General features: G+C 67.5%; 16 protein-coding genes. All 16 read right to left on the bottom strand.

The features are described 5' to 3' along the window. Positions 1-527 precede the first annotated feature (527 nt). Positions 528-2,159: a hypothetical protein gene (locus AZL_RS33420; RefSeq protein WP_012975095.1), complete on the bottom strand. Its 1,632-nt coding sequence runs from the start codon at positions 2,157-2,159 to the stop codon at positions 528-530. Next, complete coding sequence (locus AZL_RS13505; RefSeq protein ID WP_012975096.1) at positions 2,156-5,143, bottom strand: hypothetical protein; 2,988 nt, start codon at positions 5,141-5,143, stop codon at positions 2,156-2,158. The genes AZL_RS33420 and AZL_RS13505 overlap by 4 nt, the downstream gene beginning before the upstream one ends. Continuing rightward, positions 5,143-7,932: a hypothetical protein gene (locus AZL_RS33425; protein ID WP_052293669.1), complete on the bottom strand. Its 2,790-nt coding sequence runs from the start codon at positions 7,930-7,932 to the stop codon at positions 5,143-5,145. The genes AZL_RS13505 and AZL_RS33425 overlap by 1 nt, the downstream gene beginning before the upstream one ends. Before the next feature lie 2 nt (positions 7,933-7,934). Next, a complete protein-coding gene (locus AZL_RS13520) occupies positions 7,935-10,082 on the bottom strand; it encodes a hypothetical protein (protein ID WP_012975098.1) in 2,148 nt (715 codons plus the stop codon). Next, entirely contained in the window at positions 10,082-11,875 is a 1,794-nt protein-coding gene (locus AZL_RS13525; RefSeq protein WP_012975099.1) for a hypothetical protein, read from the bottom strand. Before AZL_RS13525 ends, AZL_RS13520 begins: the two co-directional genes overlap by 1 nt. Further along, a complete protein-coding gene (locus AZL_RS36950) occupies positions 11,866-12,342 on the bottom strand; it encodes a GNAT family N-acetyltransferase (protein WP_052293670.1) in 477 nt (158 codons plus the stop codon). Before AZL_RS36950 ends, AZL_RS13525 begins: the two co-directional genes overlap by 10 nt. A gap of 1 nt (position 12,343) precedes the next feature. Continuing rightward, positions 12,344-14,341 carry a hypothetical protein gene (locus AZL_RS13535; protein WP_012975100.1) on the bottom strand — a complete coding sequence of 666 codons (1,998 nt, stop codon included), beginning with the start codon at positions 14,339-14,341 and terminating at the stop codon, positions 12,344-12,346. Then, the gene (locus AZL_RS13540) at positions 14,338-14,901 is read right to left on the bottom strand and encodes a hypothetical protein (protein WP_012975101.1); all 564 of its coding nucleotides are present in this window, start codon (positions 14,899-14,901) and stop codon (positions 14,338-14,340) included. The genes AZL_RS13535 and AZL_RS13540 overlap by 4 nt, the downstream gene beginning before the upstream one ends. A gap of 7 nt (positions 14,902-14,908) precedes the next feature. Then, positions 14,909-15,337, bottom strand: a complete 429-nt coding sequence (locus tag AZL_RS13545; protein ID WP_012975102.1) for a hypothetical protein — start codon at positions 15,335-15,337, stop codon at positions 14,909-14,911. A 15-nt stretch (positions 15,338-15,352) separates the two neighbouring features. After that, positions 15,353-16,246 carry a phage capsid protein gene (locus AZL_RS13550; protein ID WP_012975103.1) on the bottom strand — a complete coding sequence of 298 codons (894 nt, stop codon included), beginning with the start codon at positions 16,244-16,246 and terminating at the stop codon, positions 15,353-15,355. A gap of 158 nt (positions 16,247-16,404) precedes the next feature. After that, positions 16,405-17,268, bottom strand: a complete 864-nt coding sequence (locus AZL_RS13555) for a hypothetical protein (RefSeq protein ID WP_012975104.1) — start codon at positions 17,266-17,268, stop codon at positions 16,405-16,407. Next, positions 17,255-17,557, bottom strand: a complete 303-nt coding sequence (locus tag AZL_RS13560; protein ID WP_012975105.1) for a hypothetical protein — start codon at positions 17,555-17,557, stop codon at positions 17,255-17,257. The genes AZL_RS13555 and AZL_RS13560 overlap by 14 nt, the downstream gene beginning before the upstream one ends. Next, positions 17,557-19,164 (bottom strand): portal protein, encoded by a 1,608-nt coding sequence (locus tag AZL_RS13565; RefSeq protein WP_012975106.1) that lies wholly within the window; start codon positions 19,162-19,164, stop codon positions 17,557-17,559. The genes AZL_RS13560 and AZL_RS13565 overlap by 1 nt, the downstream gene beginning before the upstream one ends. Before the next feature lie 3 nt (positions 19,165-19,167). After that, complete coding sequence (locus tag AZL_RS33435; RefSeq protein WP_012975107.1) at positions 19,168-20,187, bottom strand: hypothetical protein; 1,020 nt, start codon at positions 20,185-20,187, stop codon at positions 19,168-19,170. Between the two features lie 3 nt (positions 20,188-20,190). Next, complete coding sequence (locus AZL_RS13575; RefSeq protein WP_012975108.1) at positions 20,191-21,627, bottom strand: hypothetical protein; 1,437 nt, start codon at positions 21,625-21,627, stop codon at positions 20,191-20,193. Further along, complete coding sequence (locus AZL_RS13580) at positions 21,624-22,271, bottom strand: hypothetical protein (RefSeq protein WP_148219319.1); 648 nt, start codon at positions 22,269-22,271, stop codon at positions 21,624-21,626. Before AZL_RS13580 ends, AZL_RS13575 begins: the two co-directional genes overlap by 4 nt. Positions 22,272-22,395: the final 124 nt, after the last annotated feature.

Raw genomic sequence — 22,395 nt, forward strand, 5'->3', positions numbered from 1 at the left:
AAATTTAGTAACGCCGGACAGCCCTGTACTAAAGCTCAGCGTGCTGTTTCCTGGCCAAGCTGCCCCTGGGTGCGGAACCGTCGTCATCATGTAAAACGTGCTTCCATCATCGGAACCGTACAGTGTGAACGGGCTCAATATGCGGCCCGCTTCCGCGGTGTCGTACGCGCCAGACGTGACAACTATCTGATCCGGGCAAATACGCAAATTTGGACCGCAATCGACTTGCAGCCACCCCTCGGCGTTCCATGGATATCCGTAACGCGTACTGAGATTGCCATCGAAAGCATGCCACACAAAGCTATGTTCAGGGTTGCCGAAAAGATCGGCGTAATATCTCTGCGCGGATACCACGTACGGAGCCGGCGCTGTCCAACTTGTCATCGGAGGCGGGTAGCTAACTCCGTTTACTACGAATTTTAATTCGTTCATAAATGTGTTGTTGCTTGTGCTGCCCGGCCAATACAGCCTGATATACCGATACGGTGTGGATGCGCCTTCGCCGCTGAAGTCGTCAAATCCAAGCATCACTTGAAATCCTTTGACAGAGACATTTGTACATGCGTGGTGGCGTGGACATAGTAATACAACACATCAACAGCATTGGCCGCCGTACTCAGCGAGCCGACAATTCCGCCGGCCCACTTGAAGCCAGCCGCATAATTCAGCGCGCGATTGCCGCTGCCGTCTTGTGCGACCACGATGCGACCGCTTTGGCCGACTGTGATGTTGCTCGGCAGCGCCAGCGTACGCGCAGCTCCCGCGCTGCCGAGCGTCACAGTGAAGTAATTGCCGGCGTTGGCATCCCAGGGGATGATCGCCGCGTCGGTCAGCGGCACCGGCGCCGAGCGCGCTGCTCGAAGGAAGGTGATGGCGCCGGACGCGGCGGTCCGAAACACCTCGACGGAGGCGGCCACGAACCCCACCACGCCCGCCCCCGAGCGGTAAAAGCCGCTCGCCGCCTCGCCGATCCGAAGGCCTAGGTTCGTCGCGTCCACACCGGCATAGGTCTGCAGCCAGCCGGTCAATGTGCCGCCGATCACTTTGAAGAAGGTCGCCGCCGCGCCCGCCGGGGTCACAGCCTTGTCGGTCGCTGTCCCGGTCGCGGTTTCGCCGGTGGTGGCTGCGACCAGCAGCGCGGGACCGACCATGAAACCCGAACCGTCTGGTTTGCCGACCAGCGGCTTGCCGTGATCCGCCGCCGTGATTGCCGGCAGGGCGACACCAGCGGCAGAGGCGGCCGCAGCCGCTGCGGAGGCGTCGGCCGCCAGCCGGTCGGTGTGCGTCGCCGTCTTGTCGGCCGCCACCGCCGTCCGATCCGCTCCGGTGGCGACGCGGTCCGCCGCGGTCGCGACGGCATCAGCATCGGCGGCCAGCCGATCGGCGTGCGCTGCGAGGGCGTCGGCGTGGACCGCTATGCGGTCGGCGGCCGTGGCCTGGGCGTCCACATCGGCCGCGAGGCGGTCGGCGTGGACGGCAGTCTTGTCCGTCGCGGTCGCCAGCCGGTCCGCCGCAGTAGCGACGGCGTCAGCGTCGGCCGCTAGGCGGTCGGCGTGGACCGCAGCCCGGTCCGCCGCGGTCGCGACGGCGTCCGCATCAGCCGCCAGACGATCGACGTGGACCGCCGCCCGGTCCGCTGCGGTTGCCGCAGTCTGGTCGATATAGTTGTCTGACGACACCGCGACGTTGCCGGCCGCGTCGAACACCAATGCCTTGCCGGCGCGAAGATGGGAAGCGGGCAGGATGACGCTGGTGCCCGTGCTGTCGCTCTCCGGAATACCGATCTTCCGAGACGCCTTGTCGTCGGCCTCCTGGCCGATCAGCACCGCGCGGTCAAAGCCATCCTCCAGCGCGGCGGCCGGCAACGCGTCGGCGTCCACGAAAGCCGTGGTCTGGGTCCGCGCAGTGCGGCGCACGATGGTCCAGCTTACGCCGGCCGGCGGAGCGGCGACGGCTGTCACCGTGCCGGTGCCGCCGGAACCACCCGAGACTGTGTAGTGCGCGGTCAGCGTCTTGACCGTCTCGGCGCCCGTGGTGGTGTTGCGCTCGATCACCACCAGGTCGGTGGCGGCGTAGAACTCCATGGTGACCGGGAACGCGGTGGAAACGCCGTTGCCGGCGTAGGGACCGCAACGGGTGTTGATGGTGCTGACCGTCATTCACGGACCCCTTCGAACAGGCGGTTGCCGCCGCCGTACGGGATGGCCCGCGACGGCGACAAAATGAAGCGCTGATTGTTGTCCTTGGCGACACGCTGTTCAAAGCGCCTGAGAAAGCCAGGATTCATGGCTTCCTGGACTTGGTAGAGGAACAGGTAATCCAGGGCCATGCGGGTGTAGAACAGGTTGACGAAAGGCGTGTTGGACAGCGTCCACCGGAGGGTCGCGGCCTTCTCATCGTTGCCCTCGCGTGCGCCGGCCCAGATGTTCAGCAGCTCACCCGCGCTCGACAGGGTCGGGCCGGCGGCGCTCTCCAGGAAGCGGTTGCCGAAGCGGCTGTACTGGCCCAAGAGGAAATCGCCATAGATGCCGGCGCCACCGCCCTGCAGGAAGGCTGCGCCCCAAGCACGCGGGTCGGTTGGATCGCGCGGCGCCCGTCCCTTCGACAGGTCCTTCAGCATGCCGGCGACATAGCCCATGACGGTGGTCGCCACCAGCGTGTGAACGATGCCGGCGGCGCGGCCCCATCCGCGCTCTCCGCCGTACAGGTCACGGCCCCAGACCTTGCTGATGACGGCGACAGGAAACGCCTTGAACTGGCCAACGAAGCGCAGCGCCTCGCCCTCAAGCGTACCGGCCTGGGTGCCACGGCGGAGCATGGCGCGCTCACGGGCGCCCGGGTTGATGACGGCATATTCGCCGCGGTCGCTGAAATAGCTGTGCAGCTTGAGCGCCAGATCGGCGCGGGCGCCATCACGGGCGCGGGACATCTGCTCGTCCAGCCGGACGGGCAGGCTGTCCAGCTCATCCAGATGGCGCAGCATGTCCTGGTGGATGCCCTCGATCGCGGCGGCTGCCTTATCCCTCGCCGCCTCGGCCGCCGGCACCCGATCCTTCAGGCGGGCCACGCGCCGCTCGGCCTTCACAGCCAACTCACGTTCGGCCCGCGCGAGATAGCCGATCTCGCGAACGAGGTGCTGATGCACCTCGTTCTGGGTCCGACTGCCCGCCACCATCTCCCGCATGTCCTGGCGGAGCTGCTGAATGCTGCGCTGGTAGCGCTGTACCCCCTCCACCGTGGCTTGCATCGTCGCCCGCTCCACATCGGCGCCGGTGGGACCGGCTTTGCCCATGGCGGCCTCATGCTTCGCCAGCCGGCTCTCCAGCCGATCGAGCGCATCCACCGCCTTTTCCATGCGGTCCAGGGCCGCCTGCCGAATTCCGTCCAGCTTGCCGCCGATCAGCCCATCAACCTGCTGGTCGGTCATCCGGCTGGCCGCGTCGGGCGTCAGGTGGGCGCGCCCATCAGCCTGAACCCATTCGCCGGCCCGGAGCGCATCCCATTCCTCCGGCTTGATGTCGAAGAGGGTGAGGACGCGTTGCGTCTGCCTGGGCAGGGCGGCGAACTCGGTTCGCTGCAGGCGGCCAAGATGGCGCGACATGATGAACTCCGCCCCGGCACGCTGGGCGTCGGTCCAATAATTCAGCCCGGACCAGCGGAAGAACACGTTGGTCAGCTTGGACAACGTGCCGGGAACGGTGTCCTGGGCATCGAACCGCCCCGCAATATGTCCGAGCATGCCTTCGGACCCGGCCCGCAACAGGTCAATGATCTCGCGCGTCCCGCTGTCCGATCGGCCACGCCCACGGATGAGCGACTGCACGCCATCGGCATAGCCCTCCAACAGGTTGATGCCCTGATAGCGCAGCTCGGATGCCTTGAAGGGGACGTCGGTGACGGCGGACAGGGTGGCGCCGCCCAACTTCGACATGCTTTCCCACGCGCGGACGGATGCGCCGATGCGGGCACCCAGACGATTGACCGGCATGCTGCTGGTGCCGTCCAGCTCGTCGAAGCGGTTGGCCAGCCACTTGCGCGCTTCCCCCAGCTTCACCACCGCGTCGGGGTCGCGGTCGCGCCACGACTCGGCGAGCGCCTGCATGTCGGCGTCGAACTCGCCGCGCGGGTTGGTGCCGAACTCCCGCATCAAGGCGGTGTTGCGGGCGGCCTGGTCGAGGCCGCGCAGCACGGCCTCGACCAGGTTGCCGTGACCGAACGCCGCCTGATAGTCCATCCAGGCATCGGCGTCGCGCCAGTGGAGCACCCGCCCTTGGCTGAGCCGCTTCGCGATATTGCCGCTGCCTTTGAAGGCGGGATCCTTGAAGCCCTGCATGCCGTCCGGCGTCAGATGCACCCCGGTCACCAGGGCATTGTAAACGCCCCGAAGGAAACGCTCCCTGTCGGCGATCCCCTCAAAGGTGCGCTCGTCCAGCAGTTTCACCACCTGGTCCCGCCAGCCCTCGAAGGTCGCGCGGCGGATCTTGTCCGGATCGTGGGCCGTCCGCGCGATATAGCCGTCATACTGACCGATCCAGGCACCTTCCCGGTTCAGCGCCTCGCGGGCCAAGGCCTGGTACTTGGCGATGATCCCCGCCGCTTCTGCCGCCGGCTTGCTGCCGGTCACCCCGGGCGCGCCGCCCTCCGCCCGAGACAGCTCGAACAGCTCCCGCGCGATCTGACGGTCGATGGCACCGGACCGAACGGTTTCATAAAGTCCGGCGCGGTCGAACTCGGTGGTCAGCCCCACCATGTAGTCCCGTCGCAGGGCGTTCTGCTGGGCCGCGACCGACAGGCGGGACCCGGAAAACGGAGTGTTCACCCCCACCAGCTTCGCCTCCAATCCGATGAGGATGCCCGGCCGGCTGCCAACGGCGGGCGCCGCCTCGTAGAATTCGCGGCGCGCGACCCGCTTGACCAAGTTCAGCTTGGCGTTCCGCGCCTCGATCCGGGCGGCCATCTCCGCTTCAGCGCCCGCCTCCCTGGCCGCCGCCCGGTATAGTTCGGCCTGCGAAAGGTCCACACGCTCCCGACGCATCCGATCGGCGCGGAGCTGGATATCCTCCAACATGACATGGATATCGTCGTCCGACAGGTCCCGTCCGGCGGCGCCACGGATTTCCCCCAAGCAGTCCTGCCAGCTCATCAAGTCCTCCGCGACAGACAAAACGCGCCGGCTTCCAGCGCGCGGCGATGGGAGTCCGCCTCCTCCACCAGGGCGGCGGCATGCGCAATCTCCGGCTCGTCACCGCGGACCAGGCCAAGGCCACGCAAGCGCTCAAGATCCGCATCCACCACATCCCCGGCGGCCTTCAGCGGGTTGGACGCGGAGTCGCCGGCCACCGGCGTCTCCTTCATCTGCGCCACCGAACGGTCAATGGCGGCCACCGTTTCCAAATCCTCGGCTGGCGGGGCTGACGGATCATGGCTCCGCAACGCGCGCAACACCTCCTCCCCGCTCGGCGGATCGGCGCCGAACAGGTCGGGACCTGGGCGGGACTTCATGGCCTCGTCCACATAGCGGGTCAGGGTGGCGGCCACCGCGTCACGGCTGGCGGTGCTCTTGCCGCGCAGCATGCCATCCAGAAACAGCTCGGTTGCCGGCGATGGCCGGCGGAACGCGTCGATCTGGTCGAGGATGTGATCCAGCGGCCGTCCGGCGGCACGGGCGTCGCGGATCATGCGCACCGCCTCCAGCAGGTCCATCGTCGCATCCATGCCGGGCGCGATCTCGCCGGCCGCCGACGCCGCGCGCATCCTGGCCCAAGCAGGCGACACGTCGAGCAACGCGCCGGCTATGGCGCGGCTGTTGTCGTCGTCAGTCTCGATCATGCGTCCCAGCAAATCCGAATCATCGAAGGCCCGCGCCAGCAGCGCGTTCTCCAGCCTGCGCTTGCCGTCGCGCGACAATCCGCCATCCGCCGCCAGGATGCCGCCTTGGTCGGACTGCGGCAGACGATCGATGAAGGCGCGGACGAAGCGGGCATTGCGCGCCAGCCCGACATCGCCGCCCTGATGCAGCGACAGGATGCCATCCAACCCGGGAGCGTCGGCCATCGCCCGCTCGGTGGCGGACAGGTCGAGGACGGCGGATTTCTGGGCGGCGACGGTGAACCGGGTTCGCTCCTCCGGCGTAAGGTCGGTCAGCCTGCGGCGGACCAGCACCGGCTCGCGAAAGCCGGACGGATTGAAGCCCAGGTCGGTCAGGAACGCCCGGTAACGGGTGGCGGCCTCCGGATGCTCGGCATAGGCCCGGCGCAGGGCCAGCACGCGGCCATTTCCGCTCTCCACCACATTGCCGCCGATCACCGGGGCGCCGGTGGCCGCATCCATCGAGACGCCAAGCCGTTCCGGCTCCAGTCCGGCGGCGATGCTGCGGATCTGTTCATGGCTGGCGACGCGGTCACGCTCCCGCGGTTGCAACTCCGCCGGAAAGGCGGAGTTCACCGACAGGTCGGCATTGTGCGAGGTCACCAACCCGCCGGCCTCGGCCAACTCGTACCGCACCATGATGCGGCGATTGTCGGCGTCGAACACCGGCATGGGCTTGCGGAACGGATTGCCACGGTCCATTCTATAGCCCTGCCGGCCCCCCAACGGCCGATCCGAAGGCCCTGGGGCGGTATCCCCGGCGACGCGGCTGACGTCGTCGGGGGAACCGGCATCACGGCGTGGCGACGGCGGTTCAAGCCGGCCCGGTCCGTTGACTCCCATCTTCACAATGTAATGCTCGCGGTCACCGCTGAACCGGCTGGCCACAATCTTGATCTGACGGCCGTCCTCGGCATTAAGAATCCAGATGCGATGATAGCGGTCCTTGTCCGCATCATCTTCGATTCGCGGCTCGTAGTTCCGCAGGATATCCGGCAGCTGCAACACGTCATCGCGCGTCACCTGCCGGTCGGGAGCCCGCTTCGACCCTTCACCATCCTTGAAAATGATCTTGACCAGCCCGTCGCCTCGGCCGGGGATGCGCACTTCGCCGTCACGCTCCTCCGCCGCGCCACGCCGAAGGTTGGTGGGCATGTCGGTGTCGCTGAGCAAGCGCACCAGCGGATCGTCAGCCGCGCCACCAGGGCGAGCACGCACCTCGTCATAAGCATCGGCGATGCGCCTCCGCTCCTGGAGCCGCAACGCCAGCTCCGCCTGTTCCGGGGCATGGCCCTCTGCCACATCGGCGATGGCGGAGCGCAGCGCCGTTTCCTGCGCCGGGAAGGGTGCGGCCTCCAGCCGCGCCTCCACCGGGTTGCGCCAAGCGTCCCAGCGATCCCGCACCGCGCCGCCGACAACATGGAGACCGCCCCCCAGCGCCGCACCGAAGGCGATGTTCAACAGGCTGTCCACCGCGCCGTAATCGGCCTGCTCCTGCTGCGCCACGCCGTAGACGATCGGCTCGACCACAGCGGCGCCGACCGCGCCGCCGACCGCGCCGGCACCCGCCCGCGCCGCCGCCCGGCCGGCGGTCCCAGCCGAAAGGCCGAGCATCGTCGCCATCCGCGCCTCACCCACCACCGGGATGAACGCCGATGCGATGTTCAGCGGGTCGAGCGCACCGGCGACGAAACCGATGCCAAGCCGCGCAGCACCCTGAAGAAGACCGCCCTCCACCCGCGACAGGGTGTCCTGCCGGCGCAATTCCGCCCGCTTCAGCTCGTACAGGTCGCGCGCATAGGGCTCCGGCGTGTCGCCGTCGAAGCGCAACGCGCCGTCCAGGCCGAATTCCCGGTTGGCGTCCTCGGCGGACAGGATGCGGGCGTCGGCTGGCTGGAAGAAGGCGCGCCCGGCCCAGCGGAACAAAGAGTTCGTGGGGTTGCGGGTCAGCGCGTCGTCCCAAGTCGCACCCAGCGCCTCGCCCGTCGTCGCGGGGATGGCGTTCGTGCCCAGCGCCTCCAGACGGCGATTGGGCTCGATGGGGTCGGTGAGGATGCCTACCATCGCTATTCCTCCTCGGCCGCGCGGCGCAACATGTTCTGACGGACCTGTTCCGGCGTCAGGCCGGTGCGGCGCGCCGTCGCATCGATCGCGTCGCCGGAGGGCATTCGATTGGCTGGGATGACCGGACCAGTGTCCTTCACCTCGGAAAAGCGGAATTCGATCCTGCTGCCGTCGGCGCGGGTGACGGGCTGGCGGCGAGCGTCGAGGAGCACCCACCCGTCGTCATGCTCGTTGTTCACCCAGACGCCGCGCCGCACGCTGGACAGCAGAATGTCGCGACGATCCTCGGGCGACAGCTTCGTGTTGCCACCGACGTCCGGCAGATCGGCCGGGGTCAGCGCGTTGAGGATCTGACGCCCGTAGGCGGCGGCGCGGTCGCCTTGGCCCTTGGGCGCCCGCACCTGCAAGCCGCCGTCCTGCGGGACGAAATCGTATTTGCCCAAGGCGATCTCGTCCGCCGCCTTCTTCGCCGCATCGGCCGGCGGCATGGTGAGGGCATAGCGGTAGGCCAGCAGCCGGGTCTGGTCCTCCCACAGCGCGATCTTGCCGGCGCCGCCGGGTTGCAGCGCAAGGCTCTGGATCAGCGGTTCCAGCGCCGCCCGCACGCCGTCGTCCACCAGCTTGGCGTTCTTGTCGACTGCCTTGCGCAGATCGTCGCGGCCGATCGCCTGCGCTTCGGCCAGCTCCTTGCGGGCCGTGGGATGCTGGACCGTGGCCAGCACCTCGTAACCGGTCGGAAGCTTCTGTGCCACCAGCTCGCGGAAGACGCGCGGCCAATGCTCGCCATAGGTGGCGGCCATGCCCTCCACCGCGTCGGCCCGCGCCTCGGGCGGCAGGGTGGCGAGCTGGCGGGCGGCGGTGTCCGCCATGCTGACGGGGAGAATGCGACGGTCCACCTCGGGAATGCCAGCGTCGGCCTGAAGGGTCAGCGACAGGGCGACCGCCGCCTGAGCCTTGGTCGGGTCGGTGCGGGCGCCGGCAACCAGGTCGCGGAGCTTCGACGAGTTCGACAGCACATAGGCTGCCGGATCCTCCCGGTTCTTGCGATCACGGGCAACGGCGCGGGCCAGTTCGCCGTAGCGCTCGCGTTCGCCAGCATAGCCGGCGCCGTCCGGCGCGTAGCTGGCCAACAGCCTGTCCTGCACGTCGGGCGGCACCATGGCCACCGTCTTCACATCCTGGCCAAGCTTGCGCGTCGCCTCCAGCTCGGCGAACATCTGCCGGCCGCGCTCCGGGCCATAGGCGTTGACCAAGCGGGCTTCCGGAATGGGCGTGAACGCCGCCCCGTCCTGGGCGGCGGCGAAGGCGTCGCGGTATTGCGGCTCCAGGATGCTGCGCGCTTCGGCCCGCGCCTCGGCCGCCGCAGCCCGCGCCTCGTTGCGGCGCCGACGATCCTCGGTGTTCGCGTGGTCGTACAGCCGCACCAAGCGATCCGGCTGGGTGTAGCCGTCCCACGCGCCGGATTTGATCGCGGTCATCGCCGCCGCCGGATCGCGGCTGGCCAAACCCATGAGCGCGGTTTCCGCGAAAGTTGCCCGGGTTGCCTCGATCTCCTGCGCTTGGACCGCCGGGGGCAATCCCAACGTGCGGATGCTGTTTTCCGTGTCGGCCAGCACGGTTGCGAAGTCGCGGTGGTCGCGGGCGAGCAAGCCGCCGTTCAAGCTGCGGATTTGCTCCACGTCGCCGCGCCGTTTGGCCAGCCGCGCGCCGGCCTCGAATTGCAACCCCTCCTCGGCCAACCGGCCGCGCAGGTCGATCAACCCCATTTCGACGTCGCGCCGCGCCAGCGGCGAGGGCGCCGCCGCCAACCGCTCGGCGGCGTAGGCGTCGAAGTCCTTGAGGAAGCCGGATGTGAAATCCGGCGCACCGATGTCCGCCTTTTCCTTCGCCTCGTTGAACTTTGTCGACCAGGTGGTGCGGTCCTCCGCCCGCATCCGCGCGACGGTCAACGCCTCGTCCTGCCGGTTGAGCTTCTCGAAGGCGTTGCCCACCGCGTCGACCGCGTCGCCGACTTGCCCGCCCGCGCGCAACAGCGCCGCGCCGCCGGCCGACTGTTGCGGCTCGGTGAAGCGCTGGTACGGCTGGGTCGGCGCGCTGAAATTGACGCGTAGACCGATGGGCCGGAGGATGCTGGACGGGTTCGTGACCATCAGGGGTCCACCACGACGGTTGGCGCGGACGTGCTGGCGCTGCTGGAACTGCTGCCGTTGAAGAAGGTCGGGAACTGCGTCGCCAACTTGCCGGCGGTGCCAAGGATGGAGGCCCCGGCGGACAGGTAGGACGCGGTCACGGCGGCGCTGCCGCTGTCACGGCGGGCGGCGGCCGAGGCGCGGAAGTCGGCGGCCTGGGCGAGTTGGGTCAGCCGGATGTTGCGGGCGTCGATCTCGCCCTTCTTCTTGATCTGCTCCGCTTCGCGGCGCAACGCGGCTTCCTGCTGCTCGCCCTGAATCTTCGTGGTGGCAATCTGCTCGTCATAGTTGGTCAACGTGTTGCCCCGTTCCGCCGCGAGGGCCAGCACCTTGTCCGCTCCCTCCCGCGCGGTCGTCGCCAGATCGGCGCGCAAACTGCCGAGCTGCTGCTTTCCCTCAATGTCGAGAGTGCGCACCTGGTCAACCAGCGCGTCGGCCTGCGCCCTGCCCTCGACATACAGCGTCTGTCGCGCCGCATCCAACGCCCCCAGCGATTCGCGACCCTCTACGGCCAGCGTGCGACGTGATGTCTCCAGCCCCGCAAGGCTTTCCTTGCCCTCGATGGCCAAGGTTTCCAGATCGGCGACCCGTCGACGCTCCAGAGTGCCAACGCTCTCGCTGGTGCGGCGACCGATCTCGGCGGCCTGCCCCGCCAACTCGGCCGCCTGATACTCCGCCGTCGCCATGGTATTCACGGCGTCGAGCGCCCCCAGAATCTGCATCTGGGTGCCCTGGGTTCGGAGTTGGACAGCCCGCACGCCCTTCGTACGGGCGTCCTCCACATAACTGTCGACCGTGATGTCGGCCTTGTACTTCGCGGCCAACCGCTCCATTTCGGCCTCACCGGCCTGATCGGCCATGACGTCGAGCGCTGATCCGGACAATGAGACGCCGGCCTTGCCTATCTGCGCCCGGGCGGCGCCGGCAATCCGCTCCCCCTGTGCCCGAAGCCGAAGCTGTTCCTGCGCTCCCAGCGCCTTTTCGATGCCGGCCCGGCGCAGACTGGCCTGCGACTGGGCGTCGAGGTCACTGGCCGATGCTTCCAAATTGGCCACCTCGAACCCGGTTCGCGTTTCGGCGGCCAGCACAGCCGCCGATGCCTCGGAGAGTGTTTGTGCCGCCTTTCGGCCCAGCGCGGCGCGCTCGAACCCCGATTGGCCCAGCAGCGCGGCGATTTCGTCTTCGGCGTCCCGCTGGATGGTGTCGCCGCGCAGGCCGATCAACGCGGCTTGCGTGGTCATCTGTCGCCGCAGCGCCTCATCCTTGATGCCCAGCAGTTCGGAGGTGTTGGCGGTCTGCCGGTCGATCCCGGCTTCCTTGATGGCGAACAGGTCAGCCGTCGTGCCGAGCTGGCGCGTTAGCGAGCCGCTTTTCACCCTCAACAGATCGGTTGTCGCGCCGATTTGGCGGGTGAGCGCATCGCTGCGCTCCGCCGTCTGCGCGTTCACCGTGCCGATCGCACGGTCGTAGGCATCGGCCTGATAGTTCTTCTGGCCGGAAAGGAACGCGAGGTCGCGCGCCGTCTTCTGCCGCGTGATGTCGGCGTCCAGCGTCGCCTCGGCGTAGTTGAACGCAGTTTGCTGTTCGTTCGCTTCGGCCCACGCCTTCGCGTTTTCCTCCGCCCGTCTGGCGTTCTCCTCCTCGGTCGCGGCGGCCTGGTCGGCCGCCTTCTTCTGGGCCTTGCCGCTTTGGACCGCGCCAGCAACGGCGGCACCCGCACCGACGACGGCGGCGATGGCACCGACTATGGGCATTGCATCAAGCCTTTCAGGACGTGCCGCTCAATCGGCCGGAAGCCGAATCGTCGCCGGTAGACTTCGGTTGCCCGTTCCCCGCCGATCGCCTCATTGCATGAGGAAGCCAGGAGCTTGGCCCCCTTGGCGATCGCCCATTCCTCCATTCCAGCCAATAGGCGCCGCCCGGCGCCGGTCCGACATGCCGGCTCCACCCACCACAGGAGCTGCTGCGCAATGGAGATCGATCCGTTCCACGGGTACGGCACCACCACGGCAACCAGCAACCCGACCAAGCCAGCCGCCTCGACCGCAACCAGCACGACCGCGTTTTCCGCAACGATCAGGCCCTTCAGTACGGCTTCACCAGACTGAGGGTCGTAGGGTGCCAAATCCGCATAGCCGGTCGCGGCGAAACCTGTCACCATCATTTTCTGTATGCCCGGCAGATCGTCGAACGTCGCGGGGCGGATCTCTGATGAGGTCATGTCAGGCGTCCATGGTCGAGATGCGGGGGACGATGGCGGACAGGGTAAGGGGGAGCGGGAGCGTCTGCTCGGCCACCACCTGCACGGCCCGGCTCCAGCCGCTTTCCACCTTGATGGCCATGTCTCCACTGAAAAGCGGCGATGGCGCGCCCATGACATCGCCTGAATGACGAACGGGCAGTTTCTCGGCAGGACCGCCCTTCAGCCCGACGGAACCGCCTTGACTGTTCAGCAGCCCTACCGTGACCTGGTCGATACGGCGAGGCTTGCCCCGGCTCGCCCCCTCCGCTACCGGCACACCCGGGTCCAGGCTCACGACGCGCGCCGCAGTGCCCAGTCCGACATGCACCTGTGACGCGGGAACCTGCAATGCCACCTGCCCGCCGGTCACGAGCCTGTCGGGATGCACCGCGCCATCAGCGAGAATCTGCACCGTCTCTCCCTCCAGATGCGCCAGTCCCGACAGGCTGGTGACCGGCGGCCCGGCGTAGGACAGCCCGGCGTCGACGAAATAGCAGCCGGCGCGGTCGGCGGCGGTCGCCGGCTCGAAAGGCGCTTCGAGAATCTCAACATGCCGACGGATGCCGCCGGCCACCACGCGCTCGACCACCAGCCACAGTTCATCCCGGTCGGCGGCGGGGATGCAGGCGACGGACAGCACCTTGACGGCCGTACCACCCAACGGGTGGCGGTGCCATGCCAGGATGTCGAGTTCCGGGACATAGGTGACGCCGGCCAGCGTGCCGTCATCCAGCACGAGCCACATCACCGACCACGGCTCTTGCTGGTAGGCCATCGCCTTGACGGCGTGGCGGGTGATGTGGCTGGCGACCAAGGCCAGATCGGGCGCCGAATAGCCGGCCGCCGCGAACTCGGCGTTCAGCAGATGCAGCCGCCGGCGCGAGCGGGAGGGGAACACCAGATTGGTGGCGACGCGCACCGGCTGCACGTCGGCGGCGCCCGCCACATGGACGCGCGGCATGGTGGCGTTGATCGGCGTCAGCGCCTCGCGCAAAGAACTCGCCTGGATGGCGAAGGGGCCGCCGCTGGTTCCGGCGATCAGCACGCCGAAGGCGGAGCGGAGCCAGCGGATCACGTTCACCTGATCGTCGGCCGCCGTCAGCGTGATGGCGTTGTCCGCCGCCACCGTGCCATTTTCGGTCGTCGGGCCGAAGTTGTCGAAATCACCCGAGCACGAGAGCCACACGGTTTGCAGCGCCGCGAAGGCCAAGCGGTTTTCATGGAAGGTAACCGCCGTCGGCCACGTCCCGGTGGTGGCGCCCCACGCTCCCAAGCGCCAGAACGCCGTGGCCGTGGTGCCGCCCCACGCCGCTTCGACCGTAGCGGTCACGGAGGTTACAGAGCCGAAGGCGGTGATGCGGCACCAGCCCCAGACGTTGGCGATGCGCAAGCGGACCAACCGACCGACATCGGTGGCGGCGAACAGCGCGGCGCTCGCCGTCAGCGTCACGCTGCCGCTGGTGCCCGACGGCGTCAGCGTGGTCGGGCCGCTGTTGAGGTCGAGATAGGGGCCGTCGCGCATCACCCACTCGGCCAAGTTCCAAGCGGTGTGGCCGGTGCGCGACAGGGTGCGTGGCGGATGCCCGGGGCAGACCAGGAACAGCACGTCGGCCGACTGGGTCCAGCGCAGAAACGGCAGATCGGCCGCGGAATAGGCGTGCGTCACCTCGTAGGGGCTGCTGCCGCTGACGATCTGGCCGCCATCGCGGTAGAAGCGGAAAGCCCCGGCCGTCGCCTCGATGATGTAGGCTTGCTGGGTCGAGAACTCGAAGGGGATGAGAACCGCGGAAGCATCGCCCTTCGTGCTGTTGGCGAACCGGGTTCCCGGGCGCCGCTCCGACGGTCCTTCGGGGACCGCGACCATGTTGGTCATCTCCTCCACGGCGTTGCGGATGCGCTCCAGGTCGGTGCGCCCCTTGATCCGGGGGGAAATCTCGCCGCCGGTGAAGGCGTATTGGGCGGGGGTGGCGCGGCTCATAGACGGGCATCCATCCAGCCGTAGGCGCCCGGCACCTCCGCCGGCACCCCTTCGGCCGCATCCACGGCCCGGGCTTCGCGGACGGCTGCCGCGAAACGCTCAAGGGACTTGTCCGTCACCGTGCTGCTCTCGGTCAGCCCCGGCGCGATGTCATAGGCCAGGCGCGCGGCAACCGCGTTGAACAGCAACGGGTCCATCCCGTCGGGCTCGATGCGCGCCGTGTACTTCAGACGCAGGGGGGCGGACAGGTTGGTGAGAAGGGACCGCCCCTCCACCACATAGTCCGCCTGCGGATCGTCCCAGAGCTGCCGCACCGCCAGACAATCGTCCGGCAGCCGGTACTGATGATCAAACTCGAATTCCGGCGCATCGACCAGCGCGGCCAGCACCGCCCGGCTGGCGGCGCTGTTCCACGGGTACGCCCGCAGGGTGGCGTCCCGGCTCGTCGCATAGAAGCGACGGCAGGCGCGGCCGGACACGGTGTCCTCTTCCAAGGTTACCATGGCCTGCGCCCGACACCAGCCGAGAGCCCGATTAAAGAGGTCGATCAGCGCCGGCATGGCCGGGTCACACGCGGCTGATGAACAGTTCGGTGCGGATGCCGATGCCAGCCGCGAGCGTGGCGCCGCCGACCTTCAGACACAGCGAGATCGCCGTATCAGTGTCATTGAGGAAGCCGGCGCCGGCCAGGGCGCGGGCATCCTTGTTGCCGGCCGCCGCGGTCGAGCCGGCCGCCATGTAGCGGTCATCGTCGCCGGCATCGCCGAGCTGCAGGGTGGTGCTGGCGCCGAGCGCACCAAAGACAACGATGCCGAACAGGAACCGTTCGCCGGGCTTCAGGTAGCCGACATAAATGCTATCCCCGACCGCTTCGGTGCCAAGGGTGGTGTAGCTGTCGGTGTAGACCCGCACCGAGCCGCCGAAGTCGCCGCCGTTGACCAGCGAACGCGGGGTGGCGACGGTCAGCGCGTGATTGGTGCCGTAGAAATCAGCCATGGTCCGTGCCCTCCGTTACGCCGATTCGAGGCAGTCGATCTCGACCACCTTCTCTTCATCCAGGCGCGTGGCGCCGAACATCCCGCAGGCCCAGACCTGGGTGCTGTAGTTCTTGGTCGCCAACTCGGTAACCTTGCTCTGCACCTCCAAGCCCTTCGCCAGCACGATGCCGGATTTCTTCCAGGCGACGCACTTGCGGGTGGTGCTGGCCTTCACCACCAGCTTCGGAGAGACCTTCTTGAACTTGAAGCCGAGAAAAGTGTCGATCTTACCGGCGACGAGTGCCTGTACCGAGTTGTAGTCGGCGCTGGTGACTTCGGTCGTCTTGAGGAGGTCGGTAATCTGCGTTTCGGTCAGCGCCAGATAGGTGTCCTCGTCCTCGTCGTTGTCTGCCAGCCCGAGGATTTCCCTGGCCTTGCGGAGCTTGCCGATCGTCATCCCCGAGTTGGCGGCGCTGCCGCCCTCGACGTAGTTCACCGCCACGATCTGGCTGGAGGGGAAGGCAACCGGCGTCGTCCCTTCCTTGCCGGTAAAGGCGGTGCCGATGGCGGCGGTCAGGATGTGGCGGTCCTTCCGACGGTTCAGCGCCGCAATCGCGTTCTGGGTGTAGGCGCTGGTCGGATCGGTGACGAGCTGCACCTTGTCGAACTTGTCGATCAGGTCCGACCAAGTGGCGGGAATGATCGTGCAGGCGCGGCGGTCATGCTTGGTGTTGGCATACTTGGTGTCGGCGTGACGCTCGGTCACATCCTCGGCCTCGGTCGGGCCGATCTTGTCGTAGAAGTCGCGCTCCGCCGACTGGTTCTCGGTACGGACGCAGCCTTCAAGCTTGGACGTCTTCTGCTGAAGACCCAGCTCCAGGTTCTTCTGATAAGTGTTCTGGTAATGCGTGGGGATCTGGCTGGACACGGTGGCCCCCTCCAAAAACGGTTGATCGGATGATCTGCCGCCTCAGAGGGTTGCCCGCCGAACTCACGGACCCGGTCGAAGACCAGGTTACCCGCCGATGTGTCACGGACCCTTTCGGACTGAATCGCCATAACACGACAACGGGTAACGGTCAACCGTCAGGTGTAAGCCTTCTGATGCAGCTCCTCCCATTCGCGCTTTGCTGCCGCATGTCCCGGTTGGTCGCGGTTCCACAACCGCTTCTGGAAAGCCTCATCATTCGACAAGGTCGCAATGCGCGACTGCGCCGCCTGGGGCGTCGCGACGCCTCCGCCAGCCGGCGCGCCACCACCGCCGGCAAGACTGTCCTCGCCCATCGCGCTGCCCACGCGATGGAAGAACTCCACCAGCCCCACCCCGCCCAGCTGCTTCTCAAGCATGTCCAGGACGCCATCCCCACCGAATGCCTTGGCGGCACGGCGGGCAACCTCCACGTTGCCGTCATAGGCGGCGCCCCATTTGCCGCGCAGCTCCGGCTCCACCTTGGCGTTGGCCTCGCGTGCCGCGTCGAACTGCGACTTCCCGCGGCCGGAGAACCAACCGAAAAGCGCCTGCGCCTGGCGATCGGACAGGCCGGCAGTATGGGCAGCCTGCCGGAAGCCGGAAAGGTCGTCGTCCGGCAGGAAATCGGCCGGCAGATCGGCCGGGCGAGCGACCCCGGTGTAGCCGTCGGGTGCCTGCGGCCGCCCCAGCTTGTCGTACACCGGCGCCCAATCTTCCGGCTTGGCGTCGGCGCCCGGCGGCACGATCGCGCGGCCGACGTGGGTTTCCAGGTTCTGGTACGCCGTCAGCGCATCCACCGGCGATTTCCAGCCCTTGGCCTGCAGCAACGGCTGGAAGGTCTGCGCCTGGTCACCGAGCGCGCCCGTCCAGTCGAAGCCCGACGAGGATGCAGGGGCGCCACCGGCGCCGCCGTCCGGAGCGCCGATCCCGCTGGCGGCCCCGCCGTCGGGGGCGAACACGGCACGGCTACGAATCAACATGGTTTTGCTCCATCAGCATTGAGGGGAAGTCAGAGGGGGAAAGGTCGAGCATCTCCAGGATGTGGAAGAACACATCCTGCTGCCCGGCGTTGAAGGCGGTCTGATAGGGGTCAGCCGCCATCGCGGAGCGGTTGGCGCCGCAATAGCGCATCAGGTCGGCGAGGATCAGCCGGCCATTCTCGCCCTGCGGGTCGATCTGCGACCGGTAGGCCCGCGCCACCGATTGCGCGCGGCGACGCCCGAATGCGTTGACCAGCCATTGCACGCCCGATTTGATCCGCGCCGCCATCAGGCTGCCCCCGCCGCGCTCATGTCCTTCAGCGCGCCGGCAGCAACCGCCGACTGTTCGAGCGCCACAGCCTGCTGTTGCTGCTGTGCACGGGCAGACCGCATCTGCTCCACCTGGCGCGGGTCCAGCATCATCTTGGCGGGCAGGCCGTAGGCGTCGGAGATCCCGCGTGCGATCTCGTCCGTATCGAAATTATCCATCACCTCCGGGCGGAGCTGCGCGATCGGACCCAGAGCCTCAAGGGTGCGGATCACCGCCGCCCCCTCGGCCGCCTTCGCAGCCCGGGCGAGCGGCGACACGTAATCCAGCCGGAGGCCCGGATACTGGCGCAGCACGTCCGGAGGCGGCGGCAACTGGCCGGTGCGGTTCAAGAGCGAGAACACACGGCCCAATGCCGGGTCCAGGAACTCGGCCTGGATGCGGCCAAGGTGCGGCGCCATGAGGCGAAGCTTCTCCTCCTGATGCTCCATCACCTCGGTTGCCGTGCGGCCGGGCTGCTGGACCATCAGGAGGAGCGACCAGTGGAACGCCTCGCGGATGGCGCCGCGCCGCTGCTCCTCCAGCTCCAAACCAAGGTCAACCCGTGCCCCTGTCTGCAGCGGCTTCAAGAGCTGGTTGCCGCCCATGTCGACGCCGCCGTAGGTGATGCCGCCGGGGGAGGTGCGCAGGCCGCGGACGGAGAACTCGTCCGGCGCCAACAGCGGCGGGTCCACCGCCTTTTGCGCCCCGACGATCGTGGTCTTGCCCATGGCATTGACCATCTTGATATCCGCGATCGCCAGCACGGCCGCGCTGTCGCCATAGGTGCCGGCATCGCTCGGCGCCCATCTCGGCACCTGGTAGGGCAACTCGTCGTAGCCGCCTTCGGCCACCACATGCCGGTCATCCACACCGACATAGACGGAGCGGAACGGCTTGAAGCGGGCGCCCAGCTTGCGCGGGTCGAAATCCGGATTCGGTTCGACGGCATGAAGCCAGCGGAAGGGGCGGTCCGGCTCGCCCTTCTCGATCGCCTTTGCCACCTCCCGCCCCGCGCGGTCGCCCCACCGCTGTTGTGCCTGACGCGCGGTCCATGTGAAGTCGCGATAGACGGTGTCGATCTCTTCCCTGTCATTTTCGGATACGAAGCACTCCGACAGCCGGCGATGGGAGTACCAGAGGCCGCGCCCGGGTTGCTCGTCGATGTAGAAGACCGCCGTGCCAAAGGCCGGAAGGTCCAAATACAGGCCGAACACCCGGCTGTAAAAGGCAAGCCCATTGGCCGCGAGCGCCTGGCGCATGGCGCGCTCGACCGTCGCCATCCACAGCTTGACCGCCTGCACTTCGTTCAGCTCGTCGATCTCGTGCTTGATGTTGAACCAGGAATTCGCCGGGTTCGTGATCATGCCGTAGAGGCCGGCGGCCAAGTTGTTGTTGGCCATGCCGGCCGTCGCGTCGAACAGGCGCGAACTGGGCTTGGCGCCCGACTGCGGGGGTCCTCCGGCGAACCCGGTTCGCAGCGGTCGGACATATTCACCCAGCTCGCTCCATACCCCCTCCCATGGGGACCGGAGCGCGGCCAAGCTCTCACGCCGCCTGATGATTTCCTCTGCGCGCGCGTCCGCCATGGCTCAGCCTCCGGTCAGCAGGCGGCGGGCGACGGACGCGGCGTCGCTTTGCAGCCCCGCCAGCCCCGTCAACAGCGTGGCCCCCCTTCCCCTCCGGCTCCTGACCCGCTCCTTGTCCGCCGCGGCATCGACCGCCGCCATCATGTCCTTGGTTGCTTGGTCGGAGGCGGACAGGCCGGTGGTAGCAGCGGTGCCGGCGGCGTTCTGCCGCTGCAATGCCGCGGACCCGGCATTCACCACCGCCGACAGGAATCCCGGGTTGATGGAACCGGCGTAGCGGATCGCCTCCGTGAACTCCTTCGCATCGGCCTTGGCCAGGATGCCGTCGCGGACCTTCACCAGCTCGTCCATGGCGCGCTGCCCGGCGTTCGCGTCGATCTTGCCGTCGCGGAGCTGCTGCAGGCTGGCGCGCCATGGGGTGATGACCTGGCGCGACAAGGTGTCGGCCAAGCCGCCGGCCGTCAGCCCGCTGTCCACGTGGTCGGCCTGCTGGGCAATGGCCTGCAGCACATCGTCGCGCAATGGCTTCGGCGGCGGGGCAGCCGGCGCGCTCGCGCTGCGCTTCTCCGCTTTTCCCGCCAGAATGTAGTGCTCTTCGGCCGTCGTCTCGCCCCGCTTGACCGCGGCCGCAACATCGGGGTTCGTCTTCAGGTAATAGGCCGCATCGAACGATGGATCGACAGCGTAGGCGCCCGTTCGCCCCTCCTTGCGCCCCGAGCTTTCCCAATGCCCGTATGCCGTGATCATGCCTTTCTGGACGGCGTCAGCGACATCCGGATTGGCCTTCAGGTAGGCCGCCTCGTTGAAGTCCTTCGGCGCGGGCGCGGCGGGCTTCGGGCCGGTCTGGTCGGCGATCAAGTCGGCCTGGACCGGCATGCCGGAACTGTCATAGGCGGCACGGCCCTCCTTCTGTCCGGCAGTACGGAAGTGTTCCCATGCCGTGATCAGGCCTTTCTGGACGGCGTCGGCAACGTCGGGGTTCTCGTCCAGGTACCGCTTCGCGTTGAAGTCTATTTGGGTCATGGCTCACCAGGTGAAGGGGTCGTAATCGTTCGGTGTGCCGGCCGCATGCGCGGCAGCCCGCGCCCGGTCCCGGCCGAGAAGTGCGCCGTACCCGCCGCCGCCAAGGCACATGTATTGGACGGCGTCGTGCGGGTGGCTGAACGCGTTCTTTTCCGGCTCGTCGGTGAAGTGGTCACCGCCCCCGGCCCGGATGCGCTTGAAGCGGTAGCCCGCGTTGAAGCCCTTGCGCACCACCTTGCACCGGGGGCTGAGAAGGAACCCGGGCTGACCGTCGATCAGGCGGGTAAGGGGAAGACGCACGGCCTCCAGCCGGGCGGACAGGGCGTTGGATGGGGCTTTCTCCCACCGCAGCTTGGTCCGGGCGCGGACGATGTCGAGCCATGACCGCTCATCCGTCGAGGCGCGCGCGGCGGCGGCGGGGTCGCACCACCCGACCGCGTCGAAGCCCGGGTAGCGGCTGCCCAGCAGCGCGTTCAGCCTGTCGCTGAAGCCGATGGCGCCACCCTCATGCACCAGCTCATCCAGGACGCGCCATTGGCCGGCTGCGGTCTGCTGGCCGATCGTGGCGGCGGGGGTCAAGCCGGCGTCGGCGCCGATCACCAGCGGGACGCCCGGGATTGGCTCCAGGTCGCGGGCGGAGACATGCAGCACGTCGTTCCACTCGGGGTAGACCGGCTTGCCCTCGCGGCTGTAGCCCCACTGGTTGAGGACGAAGCGGCGCACCCACCAATCTGGTTTTCCCGATGCCTCCACCCGATAGTACTCGGCTCCACCGGGCAGATTCTCGACGTTCTCAGCGTTCGCGCCCAAGCCTGACGGCTGAATGAAGAGGCGGTAACCGGGTTTCGGGGCCTCTACGAAGTCACGGTACAGGTGGCTCTCGGTGTCGGGCGCATTGAAGTCCAGCCACAAGCCGCGCCAGACACAGCCGCCCATGGTGTTGTCGGGATAGCGACCGCAGCGGCCCGGGAAGTGCACCAGCAGTTCCGGAGCCAGCAGATCGGCCTCATTCAGGTAGCCTCCTGTGACCTCGAAACCGCGGCAGAAATCTTCCACGTCCGCGTCTCCCACCGCCGAAAACATGACCTCACAGTCAACCGTACTGCGGTCGTTGATGAGGAACCGCAGGTGATGAATGCTCGGCGCATTCATTCCGCCGTCCGAAAACTTTCCAAAGTCGCGCGGCACCCGCTTGTGCCAGCTACGCAGTGTCGTGGCGCCCATCCGGCGGTAAGTGTCGCGAATAACGGCGAAGCGGCTGTAGCGTACGCCTCGATGCTCCGGCTGCTCCACCGCATGGGCCAGGATCTTCATCAGCGCCGTGGACGTCTTCGCGCTGCCGATCGGACCCATGATGCCAGCGATGTAGGAGCGGTCGGCCATGAAGGCGGCGGAGACCGGCCCCGGCGGGCTGAAGGAGAGGGAGAGGCCGCCGCTCACTTGACTGATCCTAAATCAGTTGGAGAAGAACCCGGTTCGCCAGCATTTCCAATGTCTCCAGCCGCCCCTTCAGAGTTCACCCATTCAGAGTGTTCCACCAGCGGTGCGCTAAGCCCTTGTTTTTCCATCACGTCGGTCATGACGATGCTGACCCCTTCCAAGGCCGCGTCAGCCGCCGGCAATGTCCCGGACGGATCGCCCATGTGCAGGTGCAGCACCGGCAGGTTGCCCGACACGTCGAGGTTCACGGCCTGGGGGAGACGCTGGTGGACGTACGGCGCAAGGTCCCGCGCCGCGGTGATCTGGAGCTTCGCCGCGTCGAGGAGGTCGCATTGCAGGCGCCGCGCCAGCTCCTCTACCGGCATGCTGTAGAAATCGGCCAGGACCAGCAGCGGCGAGCGGTGGGTGGACAGCACCAGGCGCGCCCAATCCTCCGTCCGGCGGTTCCTGGAACCGGCGGGGCGGCCCCGGCCCCGTCGCGGCTTGCTGAAGCCTTCCGCCATGCGGTCTAGCGCCGTATCCATCGGCGATGCGCCCGGCTCCTCGTCCGCGCCCTCGTCGGCATCGGACAGGAGGTCGAACTGCTGGCCCACGGTCTCGGCCGGCGCTGGCGCGCCAAGCGCCTCGTCCAGCACCGTCGCCAACCCTTGCTTCTCCCCCGAACCCGTCACGGCACTAAACCCCCATTATTCAATTCGATCCGGAGCGTTAGGCGTGCGTTAGGCCGCCCGTTAGCTGAAAAACCTTTTCTATTCAGTAGGTTAACAA

Origin of the sequence: Azospirillum sp. B510 (assembly GCF_000010725.1) — a bacterium.
GTDB lineage: Bacteria > Pseudomonadota > Alphaproteobacteria > Azospirillales > Azospirillaceae > Azospirillum > Azospirillum lipoferum_B.

Coding starts and splice junctions, on each gene's coding strand:
- AZL_RS33420 (WP_012975095.1), bottom strand. CDS start 2,159: ATGACGGTCAGCACCATCAACACCCGTTGCGGTCCCTACGCCGGCAAC.
- AZL_RS13505 (WP_012975096.1), bottom strand. CDS start 5,143: ATGAGCTGGCAGGACTGCTTGGGGGAAATCCGTGGCGCCGCCGGACGG.
- AZL_RS33425 (WP_052293669.1), bottom strand. CDS start 7,932: ATGGTAGGCATCCTCACCGACCCCATCGAGCCCAATCGCCGTCTGGAG.
- AZL_RS13520 (WP_012975098.1), bottom strand. CDS start 10,082: ATGGTCACGAACCCGTCCAGCATCCTCCGGCCCATCGGTCTACGCGTC.
- AZL_RS13525 (WP_012975099.1), bottom strand. CDS start 11,875: ATGCCCATAGTCGGTGCCATCGCCGCCGTCGTCGGTGCGGGTGCCGCC.
- AZL_RS36950 (WP_052293670.1), bottom strand. CDS start 12,342: ATGACCTCATCAGAGATCCGCCCCGCGACGTTCGACGATCTGCCGGGC.
- AZL_RS13535 (WP_012975100.1), bottom strand. CDS start 14,341: ATGAGCCGCGCCACCCCCGCCCAATACGCCTTCACCGGCGGCGAGATT.
- AZL_RS13540 (WP_012975101.1), bottom strand. CDS start 14,901: ATGCCGGCGCTGATCGACCTCTTTAATCGGGCTCTCGGCTGGTGTCGG.
- AZL_RS13545 (WP_012975102.1), bottom strand. CDS start 15,337: ATGGCTGATTTCTACGGCACCAATCACGCGCTGACCGTCGCCACCCCG.
- AZL_RS13555 (WP_012975104.1), bottom strand. CDS start 17,268: ATGTTGATTCGTAGCCGTGCCGTGTTCGCCCCCGACGGCGGGGCCGCC.
- AZL_RS13560 (WP_012975105.1), bottom strand. CDS start 17,557: ATGGCGGCGCGGATCAAATCGGGCGTGCAATGGCTGGTCAACGCATTC.
- AZL_RS13565 (WP_012975106.1), bottom strand. CDS start 19,164: ATGGCGGACGCGCGCGCAGAGGAAATCATCAGGCGGCGTGAGAGCTTG.
- AZL_RS33435 (WP_012975107.1), bottom strand. CDS start 20,187: ATGACCCAAATAGACTTCAACGCGAAGCGGTACCTGGACGAGAACCCC.